Origin of the sequence: Leifsonia aquatica (assembly GCF_014190775.1) — a bacterium.
GTDB lineage: Bacteria > Actinomycetota > Actinomycetes > Actinomycetales > Microbacteriaceae > Leifsonia > Leifsonia aquatica.
The window spans coordinates 772,402-796,070 of sequence record NZ_JACHVP010000001.1 but is presented as its reverse complement, the minus strand read 5'-3'; the positions used below and the strand labels follow the sequence as shown (position 1 = coordinate 796,070).

The 23,669-nt window shown below is 68.8% G+C and carries 23 protein-coding genes, 1 tRNA gene, 1 other RNA gene and 1 pseudogene; 16 read left to right on the top strand and 10 right to left on the bottom strand.

Annotated elements, in window-relative coordinates; genetic code table 11:
* The first annotated feature begins 3 nt into the window (after positions 1-3).
* The 7 genes from FHX33_RS03775 (at position 4) to FHX33_RS03745 (ending at position 6,600) form a co-directional block, all read left to right on the top strand.
* Positions 4-1,311, top strand: a complete 1,308-nt coding sequence (locus FHX33_RS03775; RefSeq protein ID WP_021762961.1) for an extracellular solute-binding protein — start codon at positions 4-6, stop codon at positions 1,309-1,311.
* 2 nt (positions 1,312-1,313) lie between these two features.
* Positions 1,314-2,270 carry a carbohydrate ABC transporter permease gene (locus tag FHX33_RS03770; RefSeq protein ID WP_021762962.1) on the top strand — a complete coding sequence of 319 codons (957 nt, stop codon included), beginning with the start codon at positions 1,314-1,316 and terminating at the stop codon, positions 2,268-2,270.
* Positions 2,270-3,136: a carbohydrate ABC transporter permease gene (locus FHX33_RS03765; RefSeq protein WP_021762963.1), complete on the top strand. Its 867-nt coding sequence runs from the start codon at positions 2,270-2,272 to the stop codon at positions 3,134-3,136. Before FHX33_RS03770 ends, FHX33_RS03765 begins: the two co-directional genes overlap by 1 nt.
* A gap of 22 nt (positions 3,137-3,158) precedes the next feature.
* Positions 3,159-4,184 carry a glycoside hydrolase family 130 protein gene (locus tag FHX33_RS03760; protein ID WP_021762964.1) on the top strand — a complete coding sequence of 342 codons (1,026 nt, stop codon included), beginning with the start codon at positions 3,159-3,161 and terminating at the stop codon, positions 4,182-4,184.
* Positions 4,181-5,257, top strand: a complete 1,077-nt coding sequence (locus FHX33_RS03755) for a glycoside hydrolase family 130 protein (protein WP_021762965.1) — start codon at positions 4,181-4,183, stop codon at positions 5,255-5,257. The genes FHX33_RS03760 and FHX33_RS03755 overlap by 4 nt, the downstream gene beginning before the upstream one ends.
* A gap of 72 nt (positions 5,258-5,329) precedes the next feature.
* The gene (locus FHX33_RS03750) at positions 5,330-6,436 is read left to right on the top strand and encodes an AI-2E family transporter (RefSeq protein WP_021762966.1); all 1,107 of its coding nucleotides are present in this window, start codon (positions 5,330-5,332) and stop codon (positions 6,434-6,436) included.
* Positions 6,437-6,524: 88 nt separating this feature from the next.
* Positions 6,525-6,600 (top strand) — tRNA-Lys (locus FHX33_RS03745).
* A 61-nt stretch (positions 6,601-6,661) separates the two neighbouring features.
* Here FHX33_RS03745 and FHX33_RS03740 read toward each other — a convergent pair.
* Positions 6,662-7,753, bottom strand: coding sequence for a fatty acid desaturase family protein (locus tag FHX33_RS03740; protein WP_021762967.1), 1,092 nt, complete (start codon positions 7,751-7,753; stop codon positions 6,662-6,664).
* Positions 7,754-7,897: 144 nt separating this feature from the next.
* On the bottom strand, positions 7,898-8,236 hold the full coding sequence (locus FHX33_RS03735; protein ID WP_021762968.1) for a metalloregulator ArsR/SmtB family transcription factor: 339 nt from the start codon (positions 8,234-8,236) through the stop codon (positions 7,898-7,900).
* Between the two features lie 67 nt (positions 8,237-8,303).
* Here FHX33_RS03735 and FHX33_RS03730 point away from each other — a divergent pair, with 67 nt between their 5' ends.
* The 5 genes from FHX33_RS03730 to FHX33_RS03710 all read left to right on the top strand — a co-directional run bounded on the left by FHX33_RS03730 (position 8,304) and on the right by FHX33_RS03710 (position 13,236).
* A complete protein-coding gene (locus tag FHX33_RS03730; protein WP_021762969.1) occupies positions 8,304-9,203 on the top strand; it encodes an NAD(P)H-binding protein in 900 nt (299 codons plus the stop codon).
* Between the two features lie 9 nt (positions 9,204-9,212).
* Entirely contained in the window at positions 9,213-9,995 is a 783-nt protein-coding gene (locus tag FHX33_RS03725; RefSeq protein WP_021762970.1) for an inositol monophosphatase family protein, read from the top strand.
* A gap of 142 nt (positions 9,996-10,137) precedes the next feature.
* Entirely contained in the window at positions 10,138-11,013 is an 876-nt protein-coding gene (locus tag FHX33_RS03720) for an ABC transporter ATP-binding protein (RefSeq protein ID WP_021762971.1), read from the top strand.
* A gap of 1 nt (position 11,014) precedes the next feature.
* Positions 11,015-12,256: an ABC transporter permease gene (locus FHX33_RS03715; RefSeq protein ID WP_021762972.1), complete on the top strand. Its 1,242-nt coding sequence runs from the start codon at positions 11,015-11,017 to the stop codon at positions 12,254-12,256.
* Positions 12,256-13,236, top strand: coding sequence for an NAD(P)H-quinone oxidoreductase (locus FHX33_RS03710; RefSeq protein ID WP_021762973.1), 981 nt, complete (start codon positions 12,256-12,258; stop codon positions 13,234-13,236). Before FHX33_RS03715 ends, FHX33_RS03710 begins: the two co-directional genes overlap by 1 nt.
* Before the next feature lie 37 nt (positions 13,237-13,273).
* Here the strand turns inward: FHX33_RS03710 and FHX33_RS21455 are convergent.
* Positions 13,274-13,582 (bottom strand): annotated as a pseudogene (locus FHX33_RS21455) (ribosomal maturation YjgA family protein); the annotation flags it as partial.
* Positions 13,583-13,665: 83 nt separating this feature from the next.
* Here FHX33_RS21455 and FHX33_RS03705 point away from each other — a divergent pair.
* From FHX33_RS03705 to FHX33_RS03695, 3 genes are all read left to right on the top strand, one after another.
* A complete protein-coding gene (locus FHX33_RS03705) occupies positions 13,666-14,712 on the top strand; it encodes an adenosine deaminase (RefSeq protein WP_081703957.1) in 1,047 nt (348 codons plus the stop codon).
* The gene (locus tag FHX33_RS03700) at positions 14,709-15,539 is read left to right on the top strand and encodes an alpha/beta fold hydrolase (protein WP_183428178.1); all 831 of its coding nucleotides are present in this window, start codon (positions 14,709-14,711) and stop codon (positions 15,537-15,539) included. The genes FHX33_RS03705 and FHX33_RS03700 overlap by 4 nt, the downstream gene beginning before the upstream one ends.
* Positions 15,540-15,708: 169 nt before the next feature.
* The gene (locus tag FHX33_RS03695) at positions 15,709-17,118 is read left to right on the top strand and encodes an APC family permease (RefSeq protein ID WP_021764343.1); all 1,410 of its coding nucleotides are present in this window, start codon (positions 15,709-15,711) and stop codon (positions 17,116-17,118) included.
* 90 nt (positions 17,119-17,208) lie between these two features.
* Here FHX33_RS03695 and ssrA read toward each other — a convergent pair.
* Positions 17,209-17,603: a transfer-messenger RNA gene (ssrA, locus tag FHX33_RS03690) on the bottom strand.
* 128 nt (positions 17,604-17,731) lie between these two features.
* Between ssrA and FHX33_RS03685 the strand changes: the two genes are divergently transcribed.
* Complete coding sequence (locus FHX33_RS03685; RefSeq protein ID WP_183428177.1) at positions 17,732-18,400, top strand: SIMPL domain-containing protein; 669 nt, start codon at positions 17,732-17,734, stop codon at positions 18,398-18,400.
* Here FHX33_RS03685 and FHX33_RS03680 read toward each other — a convergent pair whose 3' ends face one another.
* From FHX33_RS03680 to prfB, 6 genes are all read right to left on the bottom strand, one after another.
* The gene (locus tag FHX33_RS03680; protein ID WP_183428176.1) at positions 18,401-18,994 is read right to left on the bottom strand and encodes a hypothetical protein; all 594 of its coding nucleotides are present in this window, start codon (positions 18,992-18,994) and stop codon (positions 18,401-18,403) included.
* An 85-nt stretch (positions 18,995-19,079) separates the two neighbouring features.
* Positions 19,080-19,820 carry a tyrosine-protein phosphatase gene (locus FHX33_RS03675; RefSeq protein ID WP_021764026.1) on the bottom strand — a complete coding sequence of 247 codons (741 nt, stop codon included), beginning with the start codon at positions 19,818-19,820 and terminating at the stop codon, positions 19,080-19,082.
* A 20-nt stretch (positions 19,821-19,840) separates the two neighbouring features.
* Complete coding sequence (gene smpB / locus FHX33_RS03670) at positions 19,841-20,317, bottom strand: SsrA-binding protein SmpB (RefSeq protein WP_021764027.1); 477 nt, start codon at positions 20,315-20,317, stop codon at positions 19,841-19,843.
* A 70-nt stretch (positions 20,318-20,387) separates the two neighbouring features.
* Entirely contained in the window at positions 20,388-21,293 is a 906-nt protein-coding gene (gene ftsX / locus FHX33_RS03665; protein ID WP_021764028.1) for a permease-like cell division protein FtsX, read from the bottom strand.
* Positions 21,290-22,384, bottom strand: coding sequence for a cell division ATP-binding protein FtsE (gene ftsE / locus FHX33_RS03660; RefSeq protein ID WP_183428175.1), 1,095 nt, complete (start codon positions 22,382-22,384; stop codon positions 21,290-21,292). Before ftsE ends, ftsX begins: the two co-directional genes overlap by 4 nt.
* A 111-nt stretch (positions 22,385-22,495) precedes the next feature.
* A complete protein-coding gene (prfB, locus tag FHX33_RS03655; RefSeq protein WP_021762383.1) occupies positions 22,496-23,614 on the bottom strand; it encodes a peptide chain release factor 2 in 1,119 nt (372 codons plus the stop codon).
* Between the last annotated feature and the right edge of the window lie 55 nt (positions 23,615-23,669).

Below are 23,669 nucleotides of genomic sequence, written 5' to 3'. Positions count from 1 at the left end.
CCCATGCGAACACGCAGAACAGCCCTCCACCGGGCCGCGCTGGCGGTCGTCACCGCCGGCATCGTCGCCGGAACCCTCGCCGCGTGCGGCTCCAGCGGCGGCGGATCGTCCGACGCGATGAAGGCCCACGGCCCCATCACCATCTGGTACTCGAACAACGAGCAGGAGGTGCAGTGGGGCAAGTCGATGGTGTCGGCCTGGAACTCCGCGCACCCGGACGAGAAGATCAAGGCCCAGGAGGTTCCGGCCGGCAAGAGCACCGAGGAGGTCATCGGCGCGGCCATCACCGCGGGCACCACTCCCTGCCTCGTCTTCAACAACCTCCCTGCCGCCACGGGGCAGTGGCAGAAGCAGGGCGGTCTCGTCGACCTGTCGAAGTTCTCCGACGGCGCGAAGTACATCGAGGCGCGCAGCGGAGACGCAGCCGACCAGTACAAGTCCTCCGACGGCGACTACTACCAGATGCCGTGGAAGCAGAACCCGGTCATGATCTTCTACAACAAGGCGATCTTCGCCAAGGCCGGTCTCGACGCCGACAACCCGGACCTCTCGACCTACTCCTCCTTCCTCGCCGCCGCGCAGAAGATCAAGGACTCGGGAGCCGCGCCGTACGCGATCTACCCGGCTCCGACCAGTGAGTTCTTCCAGGTGAACTTCGACTACCTGCCGCTGCTCGCCGCGCAGACCGGCGGCAAGACCTTCATCGAGGACGGCAAGGCCGCCATCACGACAGACGACGCCCTCGACGTGGCGAACTTCTGGAAGACCGTCTACAGCGACGGCCTCGCCGGCAAGGAGCAGTACCAGGGCGACGCGTTCGCCGACGGCAAGGCCGCCATGGCGATCGTCGGCCCGTGGGCGATCGCGTACTACGGCGACAAGGTCCAATGGGGCTCCGTCCCGGTGCCGACCAAGGACGGCAAGCCGGCCGATCAGGTCTACACCTTCCCGGACGCCAAGAACATCGGCATGTACTCCTCGTGCAAGAACCAGGGCACCGCCTGGGATGTGCTCAAGTTCGCGACCAGCAAGGACCAGGACGGCAAGCTCCTCGACGTGACCGGCCAGATGCCGATCCGTACCGACCTCGCCACCACCTTCGCGTCGTACTTCAGTTCGCACCCGGACTACAAGGAGTTCGGCGACCAGAGTGCGCGGACGGTGGACGACCCCACCGGCAGCAACACCATCGCCCAGATGCAGGCGCTGCGCGACGCGTACAGCAAGGCCGTGATCAACGGCAGCGGCTCGGTCGAGGACGCCTTCAAGGCCGCTTCCGACAAGATCGACAAGCTCCAGGCGCAGAAGTAGCCATGAGCACCGTCTCCGCTCCCCCCGCGGCGGGCACCACGCCCGCCGCGGGGCCGCCGCCCCGACGGCGACGCCCGCTCGTCCAGCGGATCCTGGGGAAGAACCCGCTCGGCTGGCTGTTCGGCGCGCCGTACCTGCTGTTCGTGCTGGTGATCTTCGCCTACCCGCTCTGCTACGCCGTCTACATCTCGTTCTTCGACTACTTCTTCGCCGCCCCCGGCGCGAACGTGAACCAGCCGTTCGTGGGCTTCGACAACTACGTGCAGGTGGTCACCGACCCGGCGGTGCTGCAGTCGTTCCTGAACGTCGGCATCTTCCTGATCATCAACGTGCCGCTCACGGTGATCCTGTCGCTGGTGCTCGCGAGCGGGCTGAACAGCATCACGCGGTTCCGCACGTTCCTGCGGGTCAGCTACTACGTGCCGTACGTGACCGCGAGCGTCGCGATCATCGGCGTGTGGCTCTTCCTGTTCAGCGGGAACGGCCTGGTCAACCACATCCTCGGGCCGCTGGCGCCGAACCCGACCTGGTTCGTCAACCCGTGGCTCGCCATGCCGACCATCGCGATCTACGTGACCTGGAAGCAGCTCGGGCTGTACATCCTGCTGTACCTCGCTGCGCTGCAGAATGTGCCGCGGGAGCTGTACGAGTCCGCGGCGACGGACGGCGCGGGCAAGGTCCGCCAGTTCTTCTCGGTGACCGTGCCGGGCGTCCGTCCGGCGACGGTACTGGTGCTGCTGCTCTCCACCATCACCGGTGCCAACCTCTTCACCGAGCCTTACCTGCTCACCGGCGGAGGCGGCCCGGACGGCCACTCCACGTCGCCCGTGCTGCTCATCTACCAGCAGGGCATCCAGCAGGGGCACCCCGGCTACGCGGCGGCGATCGGCGTCGTCCTCGTCATCCTGGTGCTGATCATCGGCTGGCTGCAGAACCGATTCGCGGGAGGACGAGACTGATGGCACGCAAAGACCTGGCGGCATCCCGAGCGCTCAGCCGCCCGCAGGCGATCCTGCAGGGCGTCGTGCTGACGATCGGCGCGATCGCCTTCCTGTTCCCCTTCTACTACATGCTCGTCGGCTCGCTGCAGGCGACCCCCGACACGTCGATCGCCGGTGCGTTCCCGAATCCCGCGAACCTCACACTCCAGAACTACGGGGCCATCAACTCCCGGATCAACCTGTGGTCGGGGCTCGCGAACTCGGGGATCTTCACGGGCGGAGTGCTGCTGTGCACCGTCGTGTTCGGCGTGCTGGCCGGATACGCGCTGTCGGTGCTGCAGTGGAAGGGGCGCGGCACGACGTTCGCGCTCGCCCTGCTGGTGCAGACCATCCCGTTCCAGCTGCTGATGATTCCGCTGTACGTGCTCATCGCTCGCAACTACGGGCTGGCGGACAACTACCTCGGGATGATCCTGCCGTTCGCGATCAACTCGGCCGCCGTGCTGATCTTCCGTCAGTACTTCCTCCAGCTGCCGCGCGAGCTCTTCGACGCTGCGCGCATCGACGGGGCGGGCGAGTTCACCGTGCTGTGGCGGGTGGCGCTTCCGCTCGTGCGTCCCGCGTTGGTGACTGTGGTGTTGCTCACCTTCATCGGCCCGTGGAACGAGTTCCTCTGGCCGTTCCTGATCACGAAGGAGGCGAGCATGCAGCCGCTCGCCGTCTCGCTGGCGAACTACATCAGCACCGTGGCGGCCTCCACGAGCAACCCCTTCGGCGCCATCCTGGCCGGGGCGGTCGTGCTCGCCGCACCCGTCGTCGTGCTGTTCATCGTCTTCCAGCGCTACTTCACCTCGACCGACATCGGCTCGTCCGTCAAGGGCTGAGCCACCCACCCCAAGGAGATCCGTGGACACCGTGGACACCGTCCCCGTCACCGTCGACGCCTTGCGCGCCAGCTATCAGGAGGCCCTGGAGCACACGAACGCGCTCACCGACCGCATCTCGACCGACCAGTTCTCGGCCCATTACGAGGACCGGCCCGAGTGGGTGATCGGGCCGTTCGAGCGGGACGACCGGCTGACCTTCCGCCCGCAGGGCCAGTGGGAGGACCCGACCGGCGTCGGCTGGACCAGCGACTCGGTCTTCAACCCGACCGTCATCGAGGCCGGCGACGAGCTGCACCTCTTCTACCGCGCGTCGCCGCGCAAGGAGTCGACGGCGAGCCGGATCGGGCACGCCGTGCACCGCGACGGCGTCTGGCGCGACGATCCGGCCAATCCGATCGTCTACCCGACGACCGCGAACGAGGCGCTCGGCTGCGAGGACCCCAAGGTCTACGAGGCGGACGGGCGGTACGTCCTCTTCTACAACGCGATCTGGCGTACCGACGACGGTGAGGTCGCCTGCGATGTCATGTCCGCGGTCTCGGACGACCTGACCACCTGGCGCAAGCTCGGACTCGCGGTCCCCTACGCCGTCTCGCAGGGCTGGGCGAAGGGCGCGGTCGTGCCGCGGGACGAGCACGGTCGCGCGGTGCGCATCGGCGGCGAGTACCTGATGTTCCTGTCGGAGGGATGCGGCGGTCGCCCGATGGTCGGGCACTCCGACGACCTCCTGAGCTGGCGGTTCGAGGAGCAGCCGTACCTCGATCTCTCGTCGCTCCCCGGTTCGCTGTACGAAGTGGCGTGCGCCGCCGTCGACGGGGACAGGATGGTGCTCGACTTCTTCTACGCCGACGCCGCCGGCGACTTCGCCGCGGCGCAGGCGCTCTACACGCTCGACGCCCCCTACACCCAGCTCGCCCTGCACCGCGGCGGCTCGCTGGCGTGGGGCGGCCTCCAGAAGCTCGGCGGCCGCTGGTCCTTCGCGCAGGGCTGGGACGCCGCCCCCGGCGAGCGCGAACTCTTCTTCTACCGGGAGGTCGTCCGATGACGAGCACACCGTTCCCCTACCGCCTCGTCCGGGAGGGTGTCGTGATGACGCCCGCCCCCGGCGATCCGCTCGAGGCCGAAGGGGTGCTGAACCCCGCGTCCGGTCGCGGACCCGACGGCGAGCTCTACCTCCTCCCCCGGCTGGTCGCCGCGGGCAACGTCTCGCGGGTCGGGCTCGCCCGGGTGGAGGTCGAGGACGGCGTCCCGGTCGGCGTCGAGCGCGTGGGCGTCGTGCTCGAGCCGGACCGCGAGTTCGAGCGCGGCACGAGCAACGCGGGCGTCGAGGATCCGCGCATCACGTTCATCCCCCGGCTCGGCCTGCACGTGATGACGTACGTCGCGTACGGCCCCCTGGGCCCGCGCACGGCCGTCGCCGTGTCGGAGGACCTGCGCGGGTGGAGGCGGCTGGGCCCCGTGACCTTCGAGTACGACGACGCGATCGGGACCGACCTCGCCCTCTTCCCCAACAAGGACACGGTCTTCTTCCCCGAACCGGTCACCGCTCCGGACGGGACGCCGAGCCTCGCCGTGCTGCACCGGCCGGTCTGGGATCTCGACGAGATCCGTGCCGGGGAGGGCGCCCATCCCCCGGCCGCCCTGGCCGAGTCGCGGCCCAGTATCTGGATCGCGTTCCTCCCCCTCGACGCCGTCCTCGCAGACGTACGCGAGCTGACCCGGTGGCGACAGAACCGGTTCCTGGCCGGCCCGGAGCATCCGTTCGAGGAGCTGAAGATCGGTTCCGGGCCGGCGCCGATCCGCGTGCCGCAGGGCTGGCTCCTGCTGCACCACGGCGTCACCGGCCGGCTCGAGACGGGTGTCGCCCAGCAGCAGAACGTCAACTACGCCGCGGGCGCTATGATCCTCGATGCCGACGAGCCATGGCGGGTGCGTGAGCGCACGGCCGAGCCGCTGCTGGCGGCGGAGACGGACGACGAGCGCAGCGGCATCGTCCCGAACGTCGTGTTCCCGACCGCCATCGAACGTGTCGGGGATGTCGACTGGGTCTTCTACGGGATGGCCGATTCGAAGATCGGCGTCGCGCGGCTGTCGCGGAACGATCCAGCAGCACCCTGACGGCGAGCGTGTCGTGCTTGTCGCGCGCGACGTGCGACCCGTACGCTCAGCGGGAACCTGAAGGAGGGCGCGATGCGCTTCACCCGTCCGCCGGCGACCCCGGCCTCCCGAGCCGTCGAGGAGCGACGCAGCGAACCGCTCCTCAATCGCAGCCCCCTGCTCTTCGGGTACCTCATCACCCTCGGCGCCGTCGGCGCCGTGCTCACCGGCCTCATGCTCTACGGCCTGCGCTCGATCATCTTCTCAGTGTTCCTGGCCGCGTTCGCGACCGTCGGCCTCGATCCGTTGATCCGCTGGTTCCAGCGCCGCGGCATGAAGCGGGGCTGGGCGATCGTGACGGTCAGCCTGCTGCTCATCGGCGTCATCGTCACGATCGTGTGGGTGGTGCTGCCGCTCGTGATCGAGCAGATCCAGTCGCTCGCCGTCTCGATCCCTAAGCAGATCTCGGCTCTCAAGGCGCAGGGCTGGTTCGATCCCGCGAACGAGACCAGCAACGGCACGCTGTCCGCCGTCTTGAACTGGATCGCGCAGGAGGTGCAGGACCCGCAGCTGTGGGCCAGCATCGGCTCCGGTCTCGTCGGGTTCGGCCTCTCGGTCGTGAACGGTCTCACCACCGGGTTCTTCATCGCCATCCTGACGCTCTACTTCATCGCCTCGTACGACACGACGAAGGCGTCGCTCTACCGGCTCGTCGCCCGCTCGCATCGCGACTCCTTCACCAAGTACACCGAGCGCATCCTGCAGAACTTCGGCAAGTACCTCAGCGGGATGGTCGTGCTCGCGTTCTTCAACGCGGTCTACAGCACCATCCTGCTGCTGGTGACGGGCGTGCCCGGCGCGTTCCTCATCGGTATCGCCGCCTTCTTCATCACCCTCATCCCGCTGATCGGAACGGTGCTCACGACCGCGGTCATGACCGTGCTCGCGCTCATCCACTCCCCCGTCAGTGCGGTCGTCGTGCTGATCTTCATGCTCGTGTACATGCAGGTGGAGGCGTACATCCTCACCCCGAAGGTGATGGGCAAGGCCGTGCAGGTGCCCGGCTCGGTCGTCCTGATCTCGGCGCTGGCCGGTTCGACGCTGTTCGGCCTGCCCGGAGCGCTCGTCGCCATCCCGATCTCCGCCGGCATCATCCTGATCATCAAAGAGATCGTGATGCCCCGCAAGGAACTGCGCTGACCCTCGACACACCCGAGGATCACTCGATTGGCGAAGCGGCCGAAACCGATGCTAATGTTGAGCCTCGGTTCGGGTTACCGAATCGAATGCGCCTCTAGCTCAATCGGCAGAGCAATTGACTCTTAATCAATGGGTTCAGGGTTCAAGTCCCTGGGGGCGCACCACCGGAAAGCCCGGTCAGATCGCGAATCTGACCGGGCTTTCCTGCGTCGTGGCACGCCATCCTCATGCGGTCCGCGGAGGTTCGGGCGTCGACGACACCTGACGCAGCTCGAGCAGCGGGCAGCTGAAGGGATCCTTGTCGCCGAGGCCCACCCGGTTGATGTGGCGCGTCACGATCGCGTACGACTGCAACAGCCCGGTCTCGGTGTACGCGATCTGCCGCTCCTCGCAATAGGCGCGGATGATCGGCGCGGCGCGGCGCAGATGCGGGCGCGGCATCGACGGGAACAGGTGGTGCTCGATCTGGTAGTTCAGACCGCCCATCAGGAAGTCGAGGGTGCGGTTGCCGCGGATGTTGCGGCTCATCAGCACCTGGCGGCGCATGAAGTCCAGTTTCAGCCCGTGCGGCACCAGCGGCATCCCCTTGTGATTGGGCGCGAACGACATCCCCATGTAGAAGCCGAACAGCCCGAGCTGCACGGCGAGGAAGACGGCGGCGATACCCGGCGACAGCACGACGAAGACGAGGGTGAGGAAGCCGACGATGCGCACGGCGAGGAACGCGATCTCCACGGGCCGGCGCTTGACGGCGCCGCGGGAGAGCACGCGACGCACGCTCGATGCGTGCAGCGACAACCCTTCGAGCAGCAGGATCGGGAAGAAGAACCAGCCCTGATGGCCGATCAGCCAGCGGACCGCCGGTGTGCGCTTCTCTGCGGCCTGGCTGGGGGTGAAGGAGATCACCGGCAGATCGATGTCGGGGTCGGCGCCCTCCTGGTTCGGGTTGGCGTGATGGCGCGTGTGCTTGTGTTGCCACCAGCCGTAGCTCATCCCGACGAACAGGTCGCCGATGAGGAGGCTGATCCAGTCGTTCCAGCGTCCCGATCGGAAGATCTGCCGGTGCGCGGCGTCGTGGCCCAGGAAGGCGATCTGGGTGAAGACGAACGCGAACACGACGGCCGTCGCGACCTGCCACCAGCTGTCGCCGATGACGATGAACACGGCGATCATGGCAGCTGTCACCACCGGCACGAGGATCAGCTTCGTCCAGTAGTAGCCGTACCGCCGGTGCAGCAGGCCGGATTCCCGGACGACGGTGGCGAGAGCGGAATAGCCGCCGTCGCGCGTCGTGGCACTTCCAGAGAGTTGCGACATCGCACACCTCGACTCGACTCGGATTCGGATCGCGTCGATGGTCTGGGGCGCTGTGCACACGACGATACGCCGCGCGGCGTCGGGGTCAATCGGAGGGGGCTGTGACCGCGGGAACTCGCAGCGAACTCCCGACGACGTGGCGGCTCAGGCCTCGACGGCGCGGCCGCCCTTCGCGCCCGAACCGCGCTTGCGCACCTCGCGGAGCACGATCTGCTCCGGGCACACCGTCGAGAGGAAGTCCCCCACCGAGAGGGCGAGCCGGTCCCCCACCAAGGAGTACAGGATGCGGTTGCCGTCGCGCCGCTCGGAGACCAGTCCCGCCTGGCGCAGCACACTCAGGTGCCGGGAGATGGTCGGGCCGGTGGCGTTGAACCGGGCGGCGATCTCCCCCGCGGCGAGCTCGCCGTCCTTGAGGTCCTGGAGGATCTGCCGCCGCGTCGGGTGCGCGAGAGCGGAGAACACGTCGGTCGCACTGTCGGTCATGGTTGCAATATAGCACCGTTGCTATATACAGTTTCGCTATATTGCTAATAAGCGAAGGAGCAACTTCATGCGCGTAGCCATCACAGGCGGCACCGGGTTCGTCGGACGGCACCTCGCCGAACGGCTCGACCCCGCCGAAACGGTCATCATCTCGCGGCGCACGGGTGTCGAGATCGACGACGTGGACGCCCTGGCCGCGGCCTTCGCCGGCTGCGACGCGGTCGCCCACTGCGCCGGCATCAACCGCGAGCTCGGTGACCAGACGTTCCAGCGCGTCCACGTCGAGGGCACGCGGGCAGTCCTCGAGGCGGCCCGCCGCGCGGGTGTGCAGCGGATCGTCCTGGTCAGCTTCCTACGCGCCCGGCCGGACTGCGGCTCGCCGTACCACGAGACCAAGTGGGCGGCGGAGGAGCTGATCCGCCACTCGGGGATCGACCACACCATCCTGAAGTCCGGCATGATCTACGGCCCCGGCGACCACATGGTGGACCACGTGACGCGCGCGGTGCGTACGCTGCCGCTGTTCGCGACGGTCGGCTTCCGCGAGCGGACCGTGCGCCCCGTCCCGCTCGACGACGCGATCGATGTCCTGGTCGCCGCCCTGGAGGGCCGCATCCCGGAGCCGACGGTCGCGGTCATGGGCGCCGACGAGATCACGCTCGGCGAGGCCGTGCGACGGATCGCCCGCGTCGCCGACCGGCGCCCCGTGTTCTTCCCCGCGCCGGTCTGGGCCATCCGCCTGCTCGCCCGACTGACCGAGTGGGCGATGGTGGTCCCGCTCGTCGCCAGGGCGCAGGCACGGATGCTCGACGAGGGCGTCAGCGAGGCCGCGCCGTTTGCGCCCGAGCCGCCGGTCGGCATCCGTCCGGCGCGGCCGTTCGACGACGCGAGCATCCGGGCGGCGCTCCCGGACGGACGGTTCTCCCTCCGGGACCTCCGGATCGCCCGCCGCAAGCTCGCCCGGTAGGCTCGTCCCGTGACCCGCCACAGCGACGACCTCGCCCTCGCCCTGCGCCTCGCCGACACCGCCGACCGGATCTCGTCCGAGCACTTCCGTGCCCAGGACCTCCGGATCGACACCAAACCCGACCGGTCCTTCGTGACCGAGGCCGATCTGGCCGTGGAGCGGGCGCTGCGCGACCTGATCGCCGCGGAACGGCCGGGCGACGGCATCCTGGGCGAGGAGTACGGCACCGAGGGCGACGCCACCCGGCAGTGGATCCTCGACCCGATCGACGGCACCGCGAACTATCTGCGCGGCGTGCCCGTGTGGGGCACCCTGATCGCGCTCGCGGTCGACGGCGTGCCGGTGGTGGGCGTCGTCAGCTCCCCCGCACTCGGCCGCCGCTGGTGGGCGTCGACCGGCGAGGGCGCGTGGACTGCGGACGAGACCACCGGCGAGCCGCGCCGGCTCCAGGTGTCGGGCGTCTCGGAGCTGGAGCACGCCTCCCTCAGCTTCCAGAGCATCGCGCAGTGGGATGACGCCGGCTACCTCGACAAGCTCATCGCGCTGACCCGCGCGGTGTGGCGCGACCGCGCCTACGGCGACATGTGGTCGTACATGCTGCTGGCCGAGGGCGTGCTCGACGCGGTCGGAGAGTTCGACGTGAAGACCTACGACCTGGCCGCCCTCATCCCGATCGTGCAGGAGGCCGGGGGCATGTTCACCTCGGTGGACGGCACCCCCGGTCCCGGGAACGGGTCGTCGCTCGCCAGCAACGGGCACCTCCACCCGGCGCTCCTCGCCGCCCTCGCCTGACCCGCGCACGCCTGACCCGCGCAAGCCCGACCCGCGTCTCCCGGCGCGGGCGTGGCCCCGACCGTGATCGCGGGGCCACCCCTAGGCTGTACGCGTGAGCGCATCGACACTCGAACCCCTCGTCCACATCCAGGGATTCCGGATGGACTTCGGCCGCACGACGGTGATCCGCGACCTCTCGTTCGACATCGAGCGCGGCGAGACGTTCGGCTTCCTCGGCAGCAACGGATCCGGCAAGACAACGACGATCCGCGCCCTGCTCGGCATCTACCAGCCGACCGCGGGCGTGCTGCACATCGACGGCAAGCCGTTCTCGCCCGAGACCGGCGAGCGCCTCGGCTACCTGCCCGAGGAGCGCGGGCTCTACAAGAAGGAGTCCGTCATCGACGTGATGGTCTACTTCGGCCGGTTGAAGGGGCTCGGAGCCGAGCAGGCCCGCCGCTGGTCGCGCGAGTACCTCGAGCGCGTCGGCCTCCCCGACAAGGAGAAGACGCGCCTCGACAAGCTCTCGGGCGGCCAGCAGCAGAAGGTGCAGCTGGGCGTCACGATCATGAACGACCCCGAGCTGCTCATCCTCGACGAGCCGACGAAGGGCTTCGACCCGGTCAACCGGCGGCTGCTCATGGACATCATCGCCGACCAGAAGCGCGCGGGCTCCACCGTCATGATGGTCACCCATCAGATGGAGGAGGTCGAGCGCCTCTGCGACCGCGTCATCCTGCTCAAGGACGGCGTCTCGCGCGCCTACGGCACGGTGCCGGAGGTGCAGGAGCAGTTCGGCGGGACGATCATCCACGTCGACCACGACGGATCCGTCCCCGAGTCCCCCTCCTACCGGATCGCCTCGGACGCCGGCGGCCGCGCGGAGCTCGAAGTCGCGAACGACGCCGACGACGCGGCCATCCTCCGCGGCCTGCTCGACGCGGGCCTGAACGTCACCCGCTTCGCCCCCACCCGCAAGTCGCTCGACGACATCTTCGTCGAGGTCTACGGCGCCGAAAGCCGCCAGGAGGACTGACATGGCCCGCCACAACCTCTCCACCGTCATCTCGTTCGAGTTCAAGCGAACGGTCACCAAGCGGTCGTTCTGGGTGGTCACGCTCATCCTGCCTCTGCTGGTCTTCGGCCTCGGTGCCCTCATCATCTCGGCCAACGTCTCGACGTCGAACTCGGCCGACGCGCAGAAGAACGCGCGCTTCGACTTCCTCTACAGCGACGCCTCCGGGCTCGTGAACCCGACGATCGCGCGCGAGTACGGCGGCAAGCTGATCGAGAGCGACGCGGAGGGCGTCGAGGAGGTCCAGATCGGTGGGACCAAGGCGTACTTCGACTACCCCGCCGACCCGAAGACCGAGACCATCAAGGTCTACGGCGCCGACGCCGGCGTCTTCCAGAACGGCAAGTACTCCTCGGTCGCCGAGTCCCTGCTGTCCGCGAGCGTGGAGCAGCGGCTCGACTCGCCGACCGACGTCGCCATCCTGCGCGGAGAGGTGAACACCTCCACGACGACCTTCAAGGACGGCGCCCTGGCGCCCGGATTCGAGGCCATCATCCCGGCCCTCATCTTCCTGGCGGCGTTCTTCATCGTGATCGTCTTCCTCGGCAACCAGATGCTGAACTCCACTCTGGAGGAGAAGGAGAACCGGGTCACGGAGATGATCCTGACCACGATCAACCCGACGAACCTGCTGATCGGCAAGGTGATCTCTCTCTTCGCCGTCGGGCTCATCCAGATAGCGGTGTTCGCGCTGCCGGTGCTGGTCGGCTACATCTTCTTCCGAGATCAGCTGAACATCCCGAACCTCGATCTCAGCGGACTGGTCTTCGACCCCCAGAAGATGATCGTCGGCTCGCTGATCCTGATCGGCGGCTTCGCCCTGTTCACCGGCACGCTGGTCGCGGTCGGCGCGGTGATGCCGACCGCGAAGGACGCCGCCCCGGTGTTCTCCGTGGTGATCTTCGCCGTCGTCATCCCGCTGTACGCGTCGAGCTTCGCGATCAGCGCTCCCGAGTCGCCGATCGTGCAGGTCCTGGCGTACTTCCCGTACACGGCGCCGATCACCGCCCTCATCCTGAACGCGTTCGGGTCGCTGCCGCTGTGGCAGGCCATCGTGATCATCGTCGAGCTCTTCGTGCTCGCCGCGATCGTGCTGCGGCTGGCGGTGCGCCTCTTCCGCTACGGCTCGATCCAGTACTCGAGCCGGGTCAAGATCCGCGACGTGCTCAGCGCCCGCAGCGACGCGGAGCGGGTGACCCGCTGATGCGCGCCGTGACCATCGCCGAACCGGGAGACCCGAGCGTCCTCCGGATCAGCGAGGTCGCGGACCCGGTGGCGCGCGACGGCGAGGTCGTCATCCGCGTGGCTGCGGCCGGCCTCAACGGCGCCGACCTCAGCCAGCGGCGGGGCTTCTACCCACCACCGCCCGGCGCTCCGGAATGGCCCGGCCTCGAGGTGTCGGGGACGATCGCCTCGGTCGGCGACGGCGTCGAGCGCTGGCAGGTCGGCGACCGCGTGTGCGCTCTGCTGCCCGGTGGAGGCTACGCCGAGCTCGTCTCCGTGGATGCCGGCCTCGTCCTGCCGGTGCCCGCACAGGTCGATCTGGTCGAAGCCGCGGGCCTGCCGGAGGCGGTGGCCACCGTCTGGTCGAACGTCTTCCGGATCGCTCGCCTCGCCACGGGCGAGACGCTCCTCGTACACGGCGGATCGAGCGGCATCGGCAGCACGGCGATCCAGCTCGGCCGGGCCTTCGGGGCGCAGGTCATCGCGACGGCGGGCAGCGACGTCAAGACCGCCTTCTGCCGCGACCTCGGCGCTGACGCGGCGGTCGACTACCGCAGCCAGGACTTCGTCGAGGCCGTGCTCGCGGTCACGGACGGGCGCGGCGCCGACGTCGTCCTCGACATCGTCGGCGGCTCGTACATCGCCCGCGATCTGGATGCCCTCGCCGTCGGCGGCCGCATCATGTCGATCGCCATCCGCGACAGCGCGCCCGCCGCGCTCGACGTCGGTCTGCTCATGCGCAAGCGCGCCCTCATCCACGGCACCACGCTGCGGGCGCGCCCGATCGCCGAGCGGCGGGAGATCATCGCCGACGTCGAAGCGCAGGTGTGGCCGCTGCTCAGCGACCGTCGTCTGCGCCCGGTGATCGACTCGGTGTTCCCGCTGGCCGATGCGGCGCAGGCGCACCGCCGGATGGAGTCGTCCGCCCACCTCGGGAAGATCCTGCTGCGCGCCGACTGAGGGCGTCCACTCCGGCCGCCGCACCGACGCCGACGGCGTAGGCCAGGAGGTCGATCGACTGGAAGGTACTCCCGAGCACCAGGTACGCCCCGGGCACCGCTCGGGACAGCACGGCGGAGACGCCGGTGAGCTGGAGCAGCTCGATCCCCCAGCAGAAGGTCAACGCGGCGCCCGCGGTGAGCAGCAGGGGCGCGCGCGGGGCGATCAGCGAGACGAGCAGGAAGATGAGGACGGCGTAGAGCGCGTCTCCGGTGAAGGCGCCGAGCCCGCCCGGCACCCACTCGTACACGCAGAGGCCGACGGCCAGCACCACGATGGCGCAGATGAGCAGGAGAAGACGACGCATCCTGCGACGCTACCGAGCCCCGCGGCGTCCGGTCATCGGCCGGACGGATGATCAGCCCCCGCCGCAGGTGGGAGGATCGTTGCATGACCGACGCCGTACCCGCCGCCTCCACCGCCCCCTCCCCCTCCCCCTCCGACTCCGCCCTGATGGCGCTGCCGAAGGCCGAGCTGCACCTGCACATCGAGGGGACGCTGGAGCCCGACCTCGCTTTCGAGCTCGCGGGCCGCAACGGGGTCTCGCTCCCCTACAGTTCGGTCGAGGAGCTGGCCGCGCAGTACGACTTCGCGGACCTCCAGTCGTTCCTCGACCTCTACTACGCCACGATGGATGTGCTCCGCACGCGGGACGACTTCGCCGAGCTGACGCGCCGCTACCTCGCGCGCGCCGCCGAGCAGGGCGTGCGGCACGTCGAGCTGTTCTTCGACCCGCAGGCGCACGTCGCCCGCGGGCTGCGCATCGGCGACGTCATCGAGGGGATCGGCGCGGCGCTCGACGAAGCGGAGCGCGACCTCGGGATCACGAGCGGACTGATCCTCTGCTTCCTGCGCGACGAGTCGGTCGACTCGGCCGAGCAGATTCTGAGCGCCGGGCTCAGCCACACCGACCGGATCGTCGGCGTCGGCCTGGACTCCGCCGAGGTCGGCTACCCGCCGTCGCTCTTCGAGGGCGTCTACCGACGCGCTCGCGAGGCCGGCCTCCACGTGGTCGCTCACGCCGGCGAGGAGGGTCCCGCCGAGTACGTCCACGAGGCGCTCGACCTGCTCGGCGTCGAACGGATCGACCACGGCATCCGCTCGATCGAGGACCCGGCCCTGGTCGCCCGGCTCGCCGCCGACCGCATCGCGCTCACGGTGTGCCCGCTCTCGAACCTGCGCCTGCGCGCGGTGCCGAACCTCGCCGACCATCCGCTCCACCGGCTCGATGAGGCCGGCGTCGCCGTCACCATCAACTCCGACGACCCCGCCTACTTCGGCGGCTACGTCGGGGACAACTTCATCGCCGTGCGGGACGCGCTGGGGCTGACGGCCGATCAGGCCGCGCGATACGCCCGCAACTCGATCGAGGCGTCGTTCGCGAGCGACGACCGCAAGGCGGAGCTGCTGCAGGAGCTGGAGGCGTGGCGGGGATGAGCGCCACCGAGCCGCGGTCCCTGGCCCTCCCGGACGGGCGGCGCGTGCGCTGGTTCGACACCGGCGGGGACGCGGACGCCCCCGTGCTCGTCTGGCATCACGGCACGCCCCAGACGGGCGCCGTCATCGCTCCGATCGCGGCCGCGGCGGCGGCACGCGGACTGCGGGTCATCTCGTGCGCCCGGCCCGGCTACCCGGGCTCGGACCCGCTCCCGGGCCGGTCGGTCGCGGATGCCGCGGCCGACGTCGTCGCCGTGCTCGACCAGGTCAGCGTCGACCAGGTGATCGTCGCAGGAGCCTCGGGCGGCGGCCCGCACGCCCTCGCTCTCGCCGCGATCGCTCCCGACCGGGTGCGTGCCGCCGTCGTGCTGGCCGGCATCGCACCGTACACGGGCTCCCCCGACTGGTTCACCGGCATGGCGGACCCATCCGGCCTGGGCGCGGCGCTCGGCGGTCGCGACGAACGGCTGGAGCACGCGCGGACGGCCGAGTTCGACCCCGACAGCTTCACCTCCCGCGACTTCGAAGCGCTGAACGCGGACTGGGCGCCCCTCGGCGCGGACGCCGGGGCCGGCGCCGGCGAGGGTCCGGACGGCGAGGTCGACGACGACATCGCCTACGTCTCCCCCTGGGGCGTCGACCTCGCGGCCGTGCGCTGCCCCGTCCTGCTCGTGCAGGGCGGCGCGGATCGGGTGGTCCCGCCGGGCCACGCGGCACAGCAGCTCGAGCGCCTTCCACGCGGCGAGCTCTGGCTGCGGCCCCGCGAAGGCCACGTCTCCGTGCTCACCGGCTTCGGCGTCGGCCTCGACTGGGCGCTCAGCCGTTAGGTCCCGCCGGGCTCGGTTCCTGCGATTCGTCGGTCGGATCGTCCGGAATCCCGCATCGTCCTGACGGTGTGTGTGGCGCGTGTCCCTCCGCCGCTCTGCCATGATGGCTGTCACTGCTCGCGGACGAACAGAGTCGCTCGTCCGCACGCCACGTCGGTAAGGAGAGACTGTGACGAGTACATCCGCTCCCGCGATCACGAAGTCGGGGAACCTCAAACGGAGTCTCGGCCTCTGGGCCATCGTGGGCCTCGGCCTCGGCTACATGACACCGACAGTGGTCTTCGACACGTTCGGGATGGTGGCGCGCGACACCGACAACGTCGTCCCGTCCGCCTACCTCGTCGCCCTGGTCGTGATGATGTTCACCGCCATCAGCTACGGCAAGATGGCGGGCGCCATCCCGAGCGCCGGTTCCGCCTACACGTACGTGCGCGAGTCCATCCACCCGAACGTCGGCTTCATGGTCGGCTGGACCTCGCTCATCGACTATGTGCTCCTCCCGATGGTGAACTGCCTGATCATCCGCAGCTACCTCGAGGCGATCTTCCCCGACGTGCCCGGCTGGATCTGGGTCGTCATCTACTGCGCCGTCGTCACCACCGTGATCTACCTGACGATGCGCGGCACGTCGAACATGAACATGCTGCTGCTGGTCTTCTCGATCGTGGTCATGGCCGTGTTCGTCATCATGGTCATCGCGCAGCTCGCCCAGGGCCAGGGCGCCGGCACCGTCGCCTCCGTCCAGCCGTTCTTCCACGACGGCGTCACCCTCGGCGCCGTGCTCATGGGCGCCACGATCGTCTGCTTCTCGTTCATCGGCTTCGACGCCGTCACGATGTACGCGGAGGAGGCGAAGCACCCGAAGATCATGCCGAAGGCCATCCTCTTCACCGTCATCATCGGCGGCGCGATCTTCCTCGTCGCGGCCTACTTCACTCAGCTGCGGTTCCCCTCGTCGTCGGCGTTCCCGAGCGACGCGATCGAGGACAGCACGCTCCCGCAGATCGGCCTCCAGGTCGGCGGTCCGGTGCTCCAGGCGGTCCTGACCGCCGCCGGCTTCGCCGCGACCCTCGCGTCGGGGCTCGCCTCGCACGCGTCCGTGTCGCGCATGCTGCTCGTGATGGGACGCAACAACGTCCTCCCGAAGCGCCTCTTCGGCTACATCAGCCCCAAGACGCACACCCCGACGTTCAACATCGTGCTCGTCGGCGTCATCAGCCTGCTCGCCGCGGCGTTCACCCTCGAGCTGATCGCCGCCTTCATCAACTTCGGCGCTCTCATCGCGTTCACCTTCGTGAACATCTCCGTGATCGCCTGGTTCGCCATCCGCAAGGGCCGCCGCAAGACCCCGAAGGACATCTTCACCTTCATCGTCCTGCCGGGGATCGGCATGTTGATGACGGGCGTCCTCTGGGCCAACCTCCACACGGACGCGCTGGTCGGCGGTGTCATCTGGGCGGCGATCGGCTTCGTCTACCTGCTGGTGCTCACCCGCGGCTTCCGTCGCAAGGCCGCCGCCTTCGACGAGGCCCAGCCCGTCACCGGCTTCAACAAGGCGATCACGAAAGACGACGACTGACAGTTTGCCGCGAACCACGAAGGCCGCCCCGGTTACGGGACGGCCTTCGTGGTTCTGCGCCTGGTCGAACAACGCGCGACAGCGGCCTGATGGTGGAGATGGGGGGAATCGAACCCCCGTCCACTGCTGTGGTCATGTGCCTTCTACGGGTGTAGCCAGTGAAGGCGTGTTCTCGGCCCCGGATCTTGCCACTGGCACCTGATCCGACGGGCCCAGCATCAGTTGAAGTCCCTCTGCGCCCTGATACTCAACGCAGAAGCTAGTCCTCTAGCTGACGCCAGGATCCGGGTAGAAGACGGTTCCCGGTCTGACGGTCTCTTAAATGGCGGAGGTGAACTTACGCCGCGAGGGCGAAGTCGGCCTTGGCCGAGACAGTGCTCTTGGAATTGGCACTTATTGTTTTGCATGCGTCGTTAACGAGATAAGCATGCATCCTCGACCCGCTTCTCACAGTCACGCAGACAATGTCGAAACCGATCATCCCCATGCGCAGCCTGGTATGGCTGGGTCGCTGTCGCGCGCTGTTGAATTGTCCAGATGCAGATCTCGCCGCTGCCGGCGAGCTTCTCATCATACAACAGCGGTGAGGGTCGTTCTATGCCACGATCGGTCCATGTCGGAGACGATCATCACAGTCCAGGGCGAGCACGAGGAACGGCGGGCCGCGGAACGCGGCACGGTGAGGCTTCTGGTCACCTACGACGGCGACTCCCGCCACGAGACACTGGCGCTCGCGACCGAGCGGCACGCGGAAATCGCGGCCGGGCTTCGCGAGATCCACGACGCGCAGAACGGTCCGGTGCTGCGCTGGTCCTCCGATCAGCTGCGGGTCTGGGGCGACCGGCCCTGGAGCCAGAACGGCGAGCAACTGCCGATCGTCCATCACGCCCAGGTCGGGATCGAGGCAGAGTTCTCCGACCCGGCTGCCCTGTCCGACTGGGTGGGCACGGTCTCCCTCCGCGATGGCGTCACAGTGGAGGGGGTGACGTGGAGGCTGTCCGACGAGACCCTCCGGCGGCTCACCGCGCAGGTGTCGCAGCGTGCGGTCGAGGAGGCCGTGGCGAAGGCACGCCGCTACGCGTCCGGTCTGGGGCTGACCGACCTCCGCCCGGTCGCGCTCAGCGACCCGGGACTGCTGGGCGATGCCGGCGCTCCCCCGCAGCCCGCGCCGCCGTTCGCGGCGCGCATGATGGCGGCGGACGCAGGCGGCGCCTCCCTCGCCCTCAAGCCGGATGAGATCCGCGTGGCCGTGCAGGTGCACGCCCGCTTCGCAGCCTCCTGATCAGGGTGCGCCGTTCCCCGGCGTCGGACCGGGAGTGGAGCGCGGGCGCGGGAAGTCCGCGAGCTTCAGGATCCGCGTCGCCGTGATGGTATCGCCGCTGCGATCGGTCCCGACCACGACGACCTCGTCGCCGGTCGCGAAATCGGACTTCGACGCCGCTTGGTTCGGGAGGCCGTACGCGGTCGACGAGGTGACCTTCACCGTCACGGTCGTCCCGGAGGTGGTCTTCACGCTCCACTCGGCGCCCGAGGCCGACTCCAGCGTCCCGCGGACGAGCTCACGCTGCGTCCCGCCGGTGCCGCCCTGCGTGCCGCCCGTGCCGCCCTGGCCGCGCCCGCCGTTGTCCCGACCCGGACCCGGCACGGTGCGCTCGCCCGGAGCGGCATGGTTCAGCGCGGAGACCGAGTGCGTGACCACGTTCACCGCGACGACGGTCCCGGCTCCGACGATCCCGACCAGGACAACGATCCCGAGGACCAGGGCCGAAATGGCGAACGCGAGGCCGTGCCGCTTGTAGAACGGCTCGGCCGCCGGTGGCGCCGACGGCTGCGGCTGCGCCGGCGGCAGCGGCTGCGTCGGCTGGTTCTCATCCATGAGCACATGGAAGCATGCGCAGCCCGCGATCGGACTGCGAGCGCATGATGACTTCCCTGTGAATCAGGCGCCGAGTCTGAGAGGGTCAGGCCGGCTGGATGAGCACCGAGCGCAGCTTCGCCAGCTCCAGCTCGTCCAGGCCCGCGTCGAGCAGGTAGGCACGCACGCCGCCGAAGTCGCGCTCGATGAGGTCGAGCATCGCCGCCAGCGCCTCGCGCGGGCTGCCGCCCATGATCACCTGGAGGTCCGGCGTGATCTCGACGCCATAGCCCCGGACGAGGGCGAGCATCCCCTCGAGCCATTCCCCGGCGAGATTCGCCTGGGTCGCGGCGTAGTCGTCGAGGACGGTCTCGCGGTCGACACCCACCGCCAGCAGGGCGAGCGCCACGACGACGCCGGTGCGATCCTTGCCCGCCGTGCAGTGGACGACGACGGGCTCGTCGCCGGTGTCCGCGATCTCGCGGAGCGCGCGTACGACGACATCCCGATGCTGGAGGACGATCTTCTCGTACAGGTCGGCCAGCGTGGCGCCGATGGTCGCCTGAGACGCCCCCGAGCCCTCGAACACTGGCAGCCGGAGCACCTCCACGTCGAGGCCGTCGAGGTCGTCGGGCAGCGAATCCACCTCGAAGTCGTCGCGCAGGTCGATGACGACGCGCACACCGAGCTCGCGCAGGGACTCCTTGCCCGGCTCGCCGAGGCGACCGAGCGCGTCGGCCCGGAAGAGCTTGCCCGACCGGGTCTCGCCGCCCTCCACCCCGTATCCCCCGACATCGCGGAAGTTGTACGTGCCGGGGACGGAGATGCGCTGCGGAGAGACGGTCATGCCCTCAGTCTGCCAGGAGGCTACTCGCCGAGATGACGACGACTCGACATGGCCCGCTCTGCCTCGCGGTTGTCCTGCCGCTCACGCAGCGCCTGGCGCTTGTCGTAGTCCTTCTTGCCCTTGGCGATGGCGATCTCGACCTTGGCGCGGCCGTCGTTGAAGTAGATCTGCAACGGGATGATCGTGTACCCGCCCTGCTTGACCTTGTTCTCGATCTTGACGATCTGGGCCTTGTGGAGCAGCAGCTTGCGCTTGCGGCGCGGGGCGTGGTTGTTCCAGGTGCCGTCGGCGTACTCCGGGATGTGCACGGCATCGAGCCACGCCTCTCCCCGATCGACGAAGGCGTACCCGTCGACGAGCGACGCCCTGCCCATCCGCAGCGACTTCACCTCGGTGCCGGTGAGGACGAGACCGGCCTCGAAGGTGTCCTCGATGAGGTAGTCGTGACGGGCGCGACGGTTGGTCGCGACGACCTTCTGTCCCTGCTCCTTGGGCACGGCTCACTCCTGACGTTCGACGGTGGTGCTGCCCGGCGCATCGCCGGGCAGCAGACCAGTCTATCGTGCGTCAGACCTTCAGATAGCGCTTGATGGCGAAGTTGGCCGACGCCGCCGCCAGAAGGACTCCGACGAGGACGATCAGCGGGATCACCGGCCACGCCTGGGACATCGAGACGAAGTTGATCGACTGGATGCTGTTCTGCAGCGGTCCGCGGACGAACAGCTGCACGATCAGCACCAGGACGGTCGCCGCGAGCAGTGCCCCGATGAGGGCTGCGAGCACGCCCTCGATGATGAACGGCGTCTGGATGAACCTGTTCGACGCCCCGACGAGTCGCATGATCCCGATCTCCCGCCTTCGCGAGAACGCCGAGAGCCGGATGGTCGTGGCGATGAGGAGCACCGCCGCGACCAGCATCACCACCGCGACGACGAGCGCCGTGGCGCTGGCGGCGCCCAGGATGCTGAAGATCTGATCGAGGTAGCTGCGCTGGTCGACCACGCTCTGCACGCCGGCGGATCCCGCCAGCGTCTCCGTGAGCACCGCCGACTGGTTCGGGTCCTTGAGGTTGACCCAGAACGTCTGCGGGATCATGTCCGGCGTGACGAAGTCGGCGATCTGGTTGCCCTTGAACTGCTGCTTGAACTCGTCGTAGGCCTGCTGCTGGTTCTGGAAGTAGAACTTCTGGATGTACGGAGAGAGCTCCGGAGACTCCAGCTGCTTCTTGACCGCCTCGACCGTCTGATCGGTGGCGGCGCCGCCCTGGCAGTTGTCCGCCTCCGTGCACATGTACACGGCGACCTGCGCCCGGTCGTACCAGTAGTTCTTCATCTGGCCGATCTGCACCTGCAGGAGCACGGCCGTGCCGACGAAGGTCAGCGAGATGAACGTGACGAGGATGACCGAGATCACCATCGAGAGGTTGCGGCGCAGGCCGTTGCCGACCTCGGACCAGATCAGTCCGAATCTCATTTGGTCGGCCCCACATTCTGCTCGCCGTCGCGGTCGGTGTTCTCGCGCAGGCCCCGCAGGTCCAGGTTCGCGGTGAAGTTGAGGTGGTCCGGCAGGGACTCGCCGGCGGGGGCCGGCTCGACCGGCTGCTGCTGGACAGGTGCGGCCTGCGGCACGACGGGCTGGGCGACGGGAGGCGGCGCGACCGGCTGGTACGCCGCGGGCGGGTACGCAACCGGCTGCGGCACCGTCGGCTGCGGCCCGGTGGGCTGCGGCACGGAGACGGGCCCGGTCGGGTTGCCGACGGGCGTGTTCGGTCGCGTCATCGGCTCCGAGGCGAAGGGCGCAGCCGGAGCGGGGGCTCCCACGGGGACGGGCACGCCCTGGGCGGGGACCGTGAGCTGCTCTCGCTGGATGGGGACGGCCGCGGTCACGCCGTAGCCGCCGTGACGCTCGTCGCGAACGATCTGGCCGCCGACGAGCTCGATCACGCGTCGCTTCATCTGGTCGACGATGGCGGCCTCGTGGGTCGCCATCAGCACGGTGGTGCCGCCGGCGTTGATCCGCTCGAGCACGGCCATGATGCCGGCGCTCGTCGCGGGGTCGAGGTTTCCGGTCGGCTCGTCCGCCAGGAGGATCTGGGGCTTGTTGACGACGGCGCGCGCGATCGCGACGCGCTGTTGCTCACCGCCGGAGAGCTCGTGCGGCAGGCGCTGGGCCTTGCCGTCGAGTCCGACCATCTTGAGCACGTCCGGAACGGCCTCCTGGATGAAGCCACGGGACTTGCCGATGACCTGCAGGGTGAAGGCGACGTTCTGGAAGACGTTCTTGTTGGGGAGGAGGCGGAAGTCCTGGAAGACGACACCGAGGTTGCGGCGGAAGTACGGCACCTTGCGGGAGGAGATCGAGCCGAGGTCCTGCCCCAGCACGTGGATGTTGCCCTTGGTGGGCTTCTCCTCTTTCAGGATGAGGCGCAGGCAGCTCGACTTGCCCGAGCCGGACGCGCCGACGAGGAAGACGAACTCACCGCGCAGCACCTCGAGGTTGATGCCGTTCAGCGCCGGGCGGGTCGTGCCCGAGTACTGCTTGGATACGTGTTCGAACCGGATCATGACCTCTAGAGACTATGCATCTTCGGGCGCATCCGCCGTATCAGCGCGGGCGTGGCGCGAGCCTGACAGCGCGCCGAGCACGGGGTCCGTGCGGGGTCAGAGCCGGATCGGCTACGCCTGGGCCTCTGCTTTGGCTCCGGCGCGCCAGCGGATGCCCGCCGCGATGAAGCCGTCGAGGTCGCCGTCGAAGACCGAGCTGGGGTTGCCGGACTCGTATCCGGTGCGCAGGTCCTTGACGAGCTGCTGGCCGTAGAGGAAGTAGGAGCGCATCTGGTCGCCCCAGCTCGCCGTGATGGTGCCGGCGAGCTCCTTCTTCTTCGCGGCCTCCTCCTCCTTCTGCAGCAGGAGCAGGCGGGTCTGCAGGACGCGCATGGCGGCGGCGCGGTTCTGGATCTGCGACTTCTCGTTCTGCATGGAGACGACGATGCCGGTCGGGAGGTGGGTGAGGCGCACCGCGGAGTCGGTCGTGTTGACCGACTGGCCGCCGGGGCCGGACGAACGGAAGACGTCGACGCGGATGTCGCCCTCGGGGATGTCGACCTGCACGGCCTCCTCCATGAGCGGGATGACCTCGACGGCGGCGAAGGACGTCTGGCGCTTGTCCGCCGAGCCGAACGGGCTGATGCGCGCGAGGCGGTGGGTGCCGGCCTCGACCGACAGCGTGCCGAAGGCGTAGGGCACGTCGACCTCGAAGGTCGCGGACTTGATGCCCGCTCCCTCGGCGTACGAAGTGTCCATCACCTTGACCGGGTACTTGTGGCGCTCGGCCCAGCGCAGGTACATGCGCAGCAGCATCTCGGCGAAGTCGGTGGCGTCGTCGCCGCCGGCGCCGGAGCGGATGGTCACGATCGCGGCGCGCTCGTCGTATTCGCCGTTCAAGAGGGTCTGCACCTCGAGGGAGCCGAGCGCCTTCTGCAGCGCCTCCAGCTCCGCGCGGGCCTCGACGGCGGACTCCTCGTCGTCGCCCTCGACGGCGAGCTCGACGAGCACCTCGAGGTCGTCGAGGCGCTGCTCGATCGCGGTGATGCGGCCGAGCTCCGACTGCCGGTGGCTGAGCGCACTGGTCACCTTCTGCGCATTCGCGGTGTCGTCCCAGAGGTCGGGCGCACCGGCCTGCTCGCTGAGTGCGGCGATGTCGGCGCGGAGCTTGTCCGGGTTGACGACGGCGGTGATGTCGCCCAGGGTCGAGCGCAGCTCGGCGATCTGCGGGGTGAGGTCCAGTTCAATCATGTCGGCGTCCAGCCTACCGGCCGGGCGTGCGCGACGGGGCGGCACCGGGAAGTTG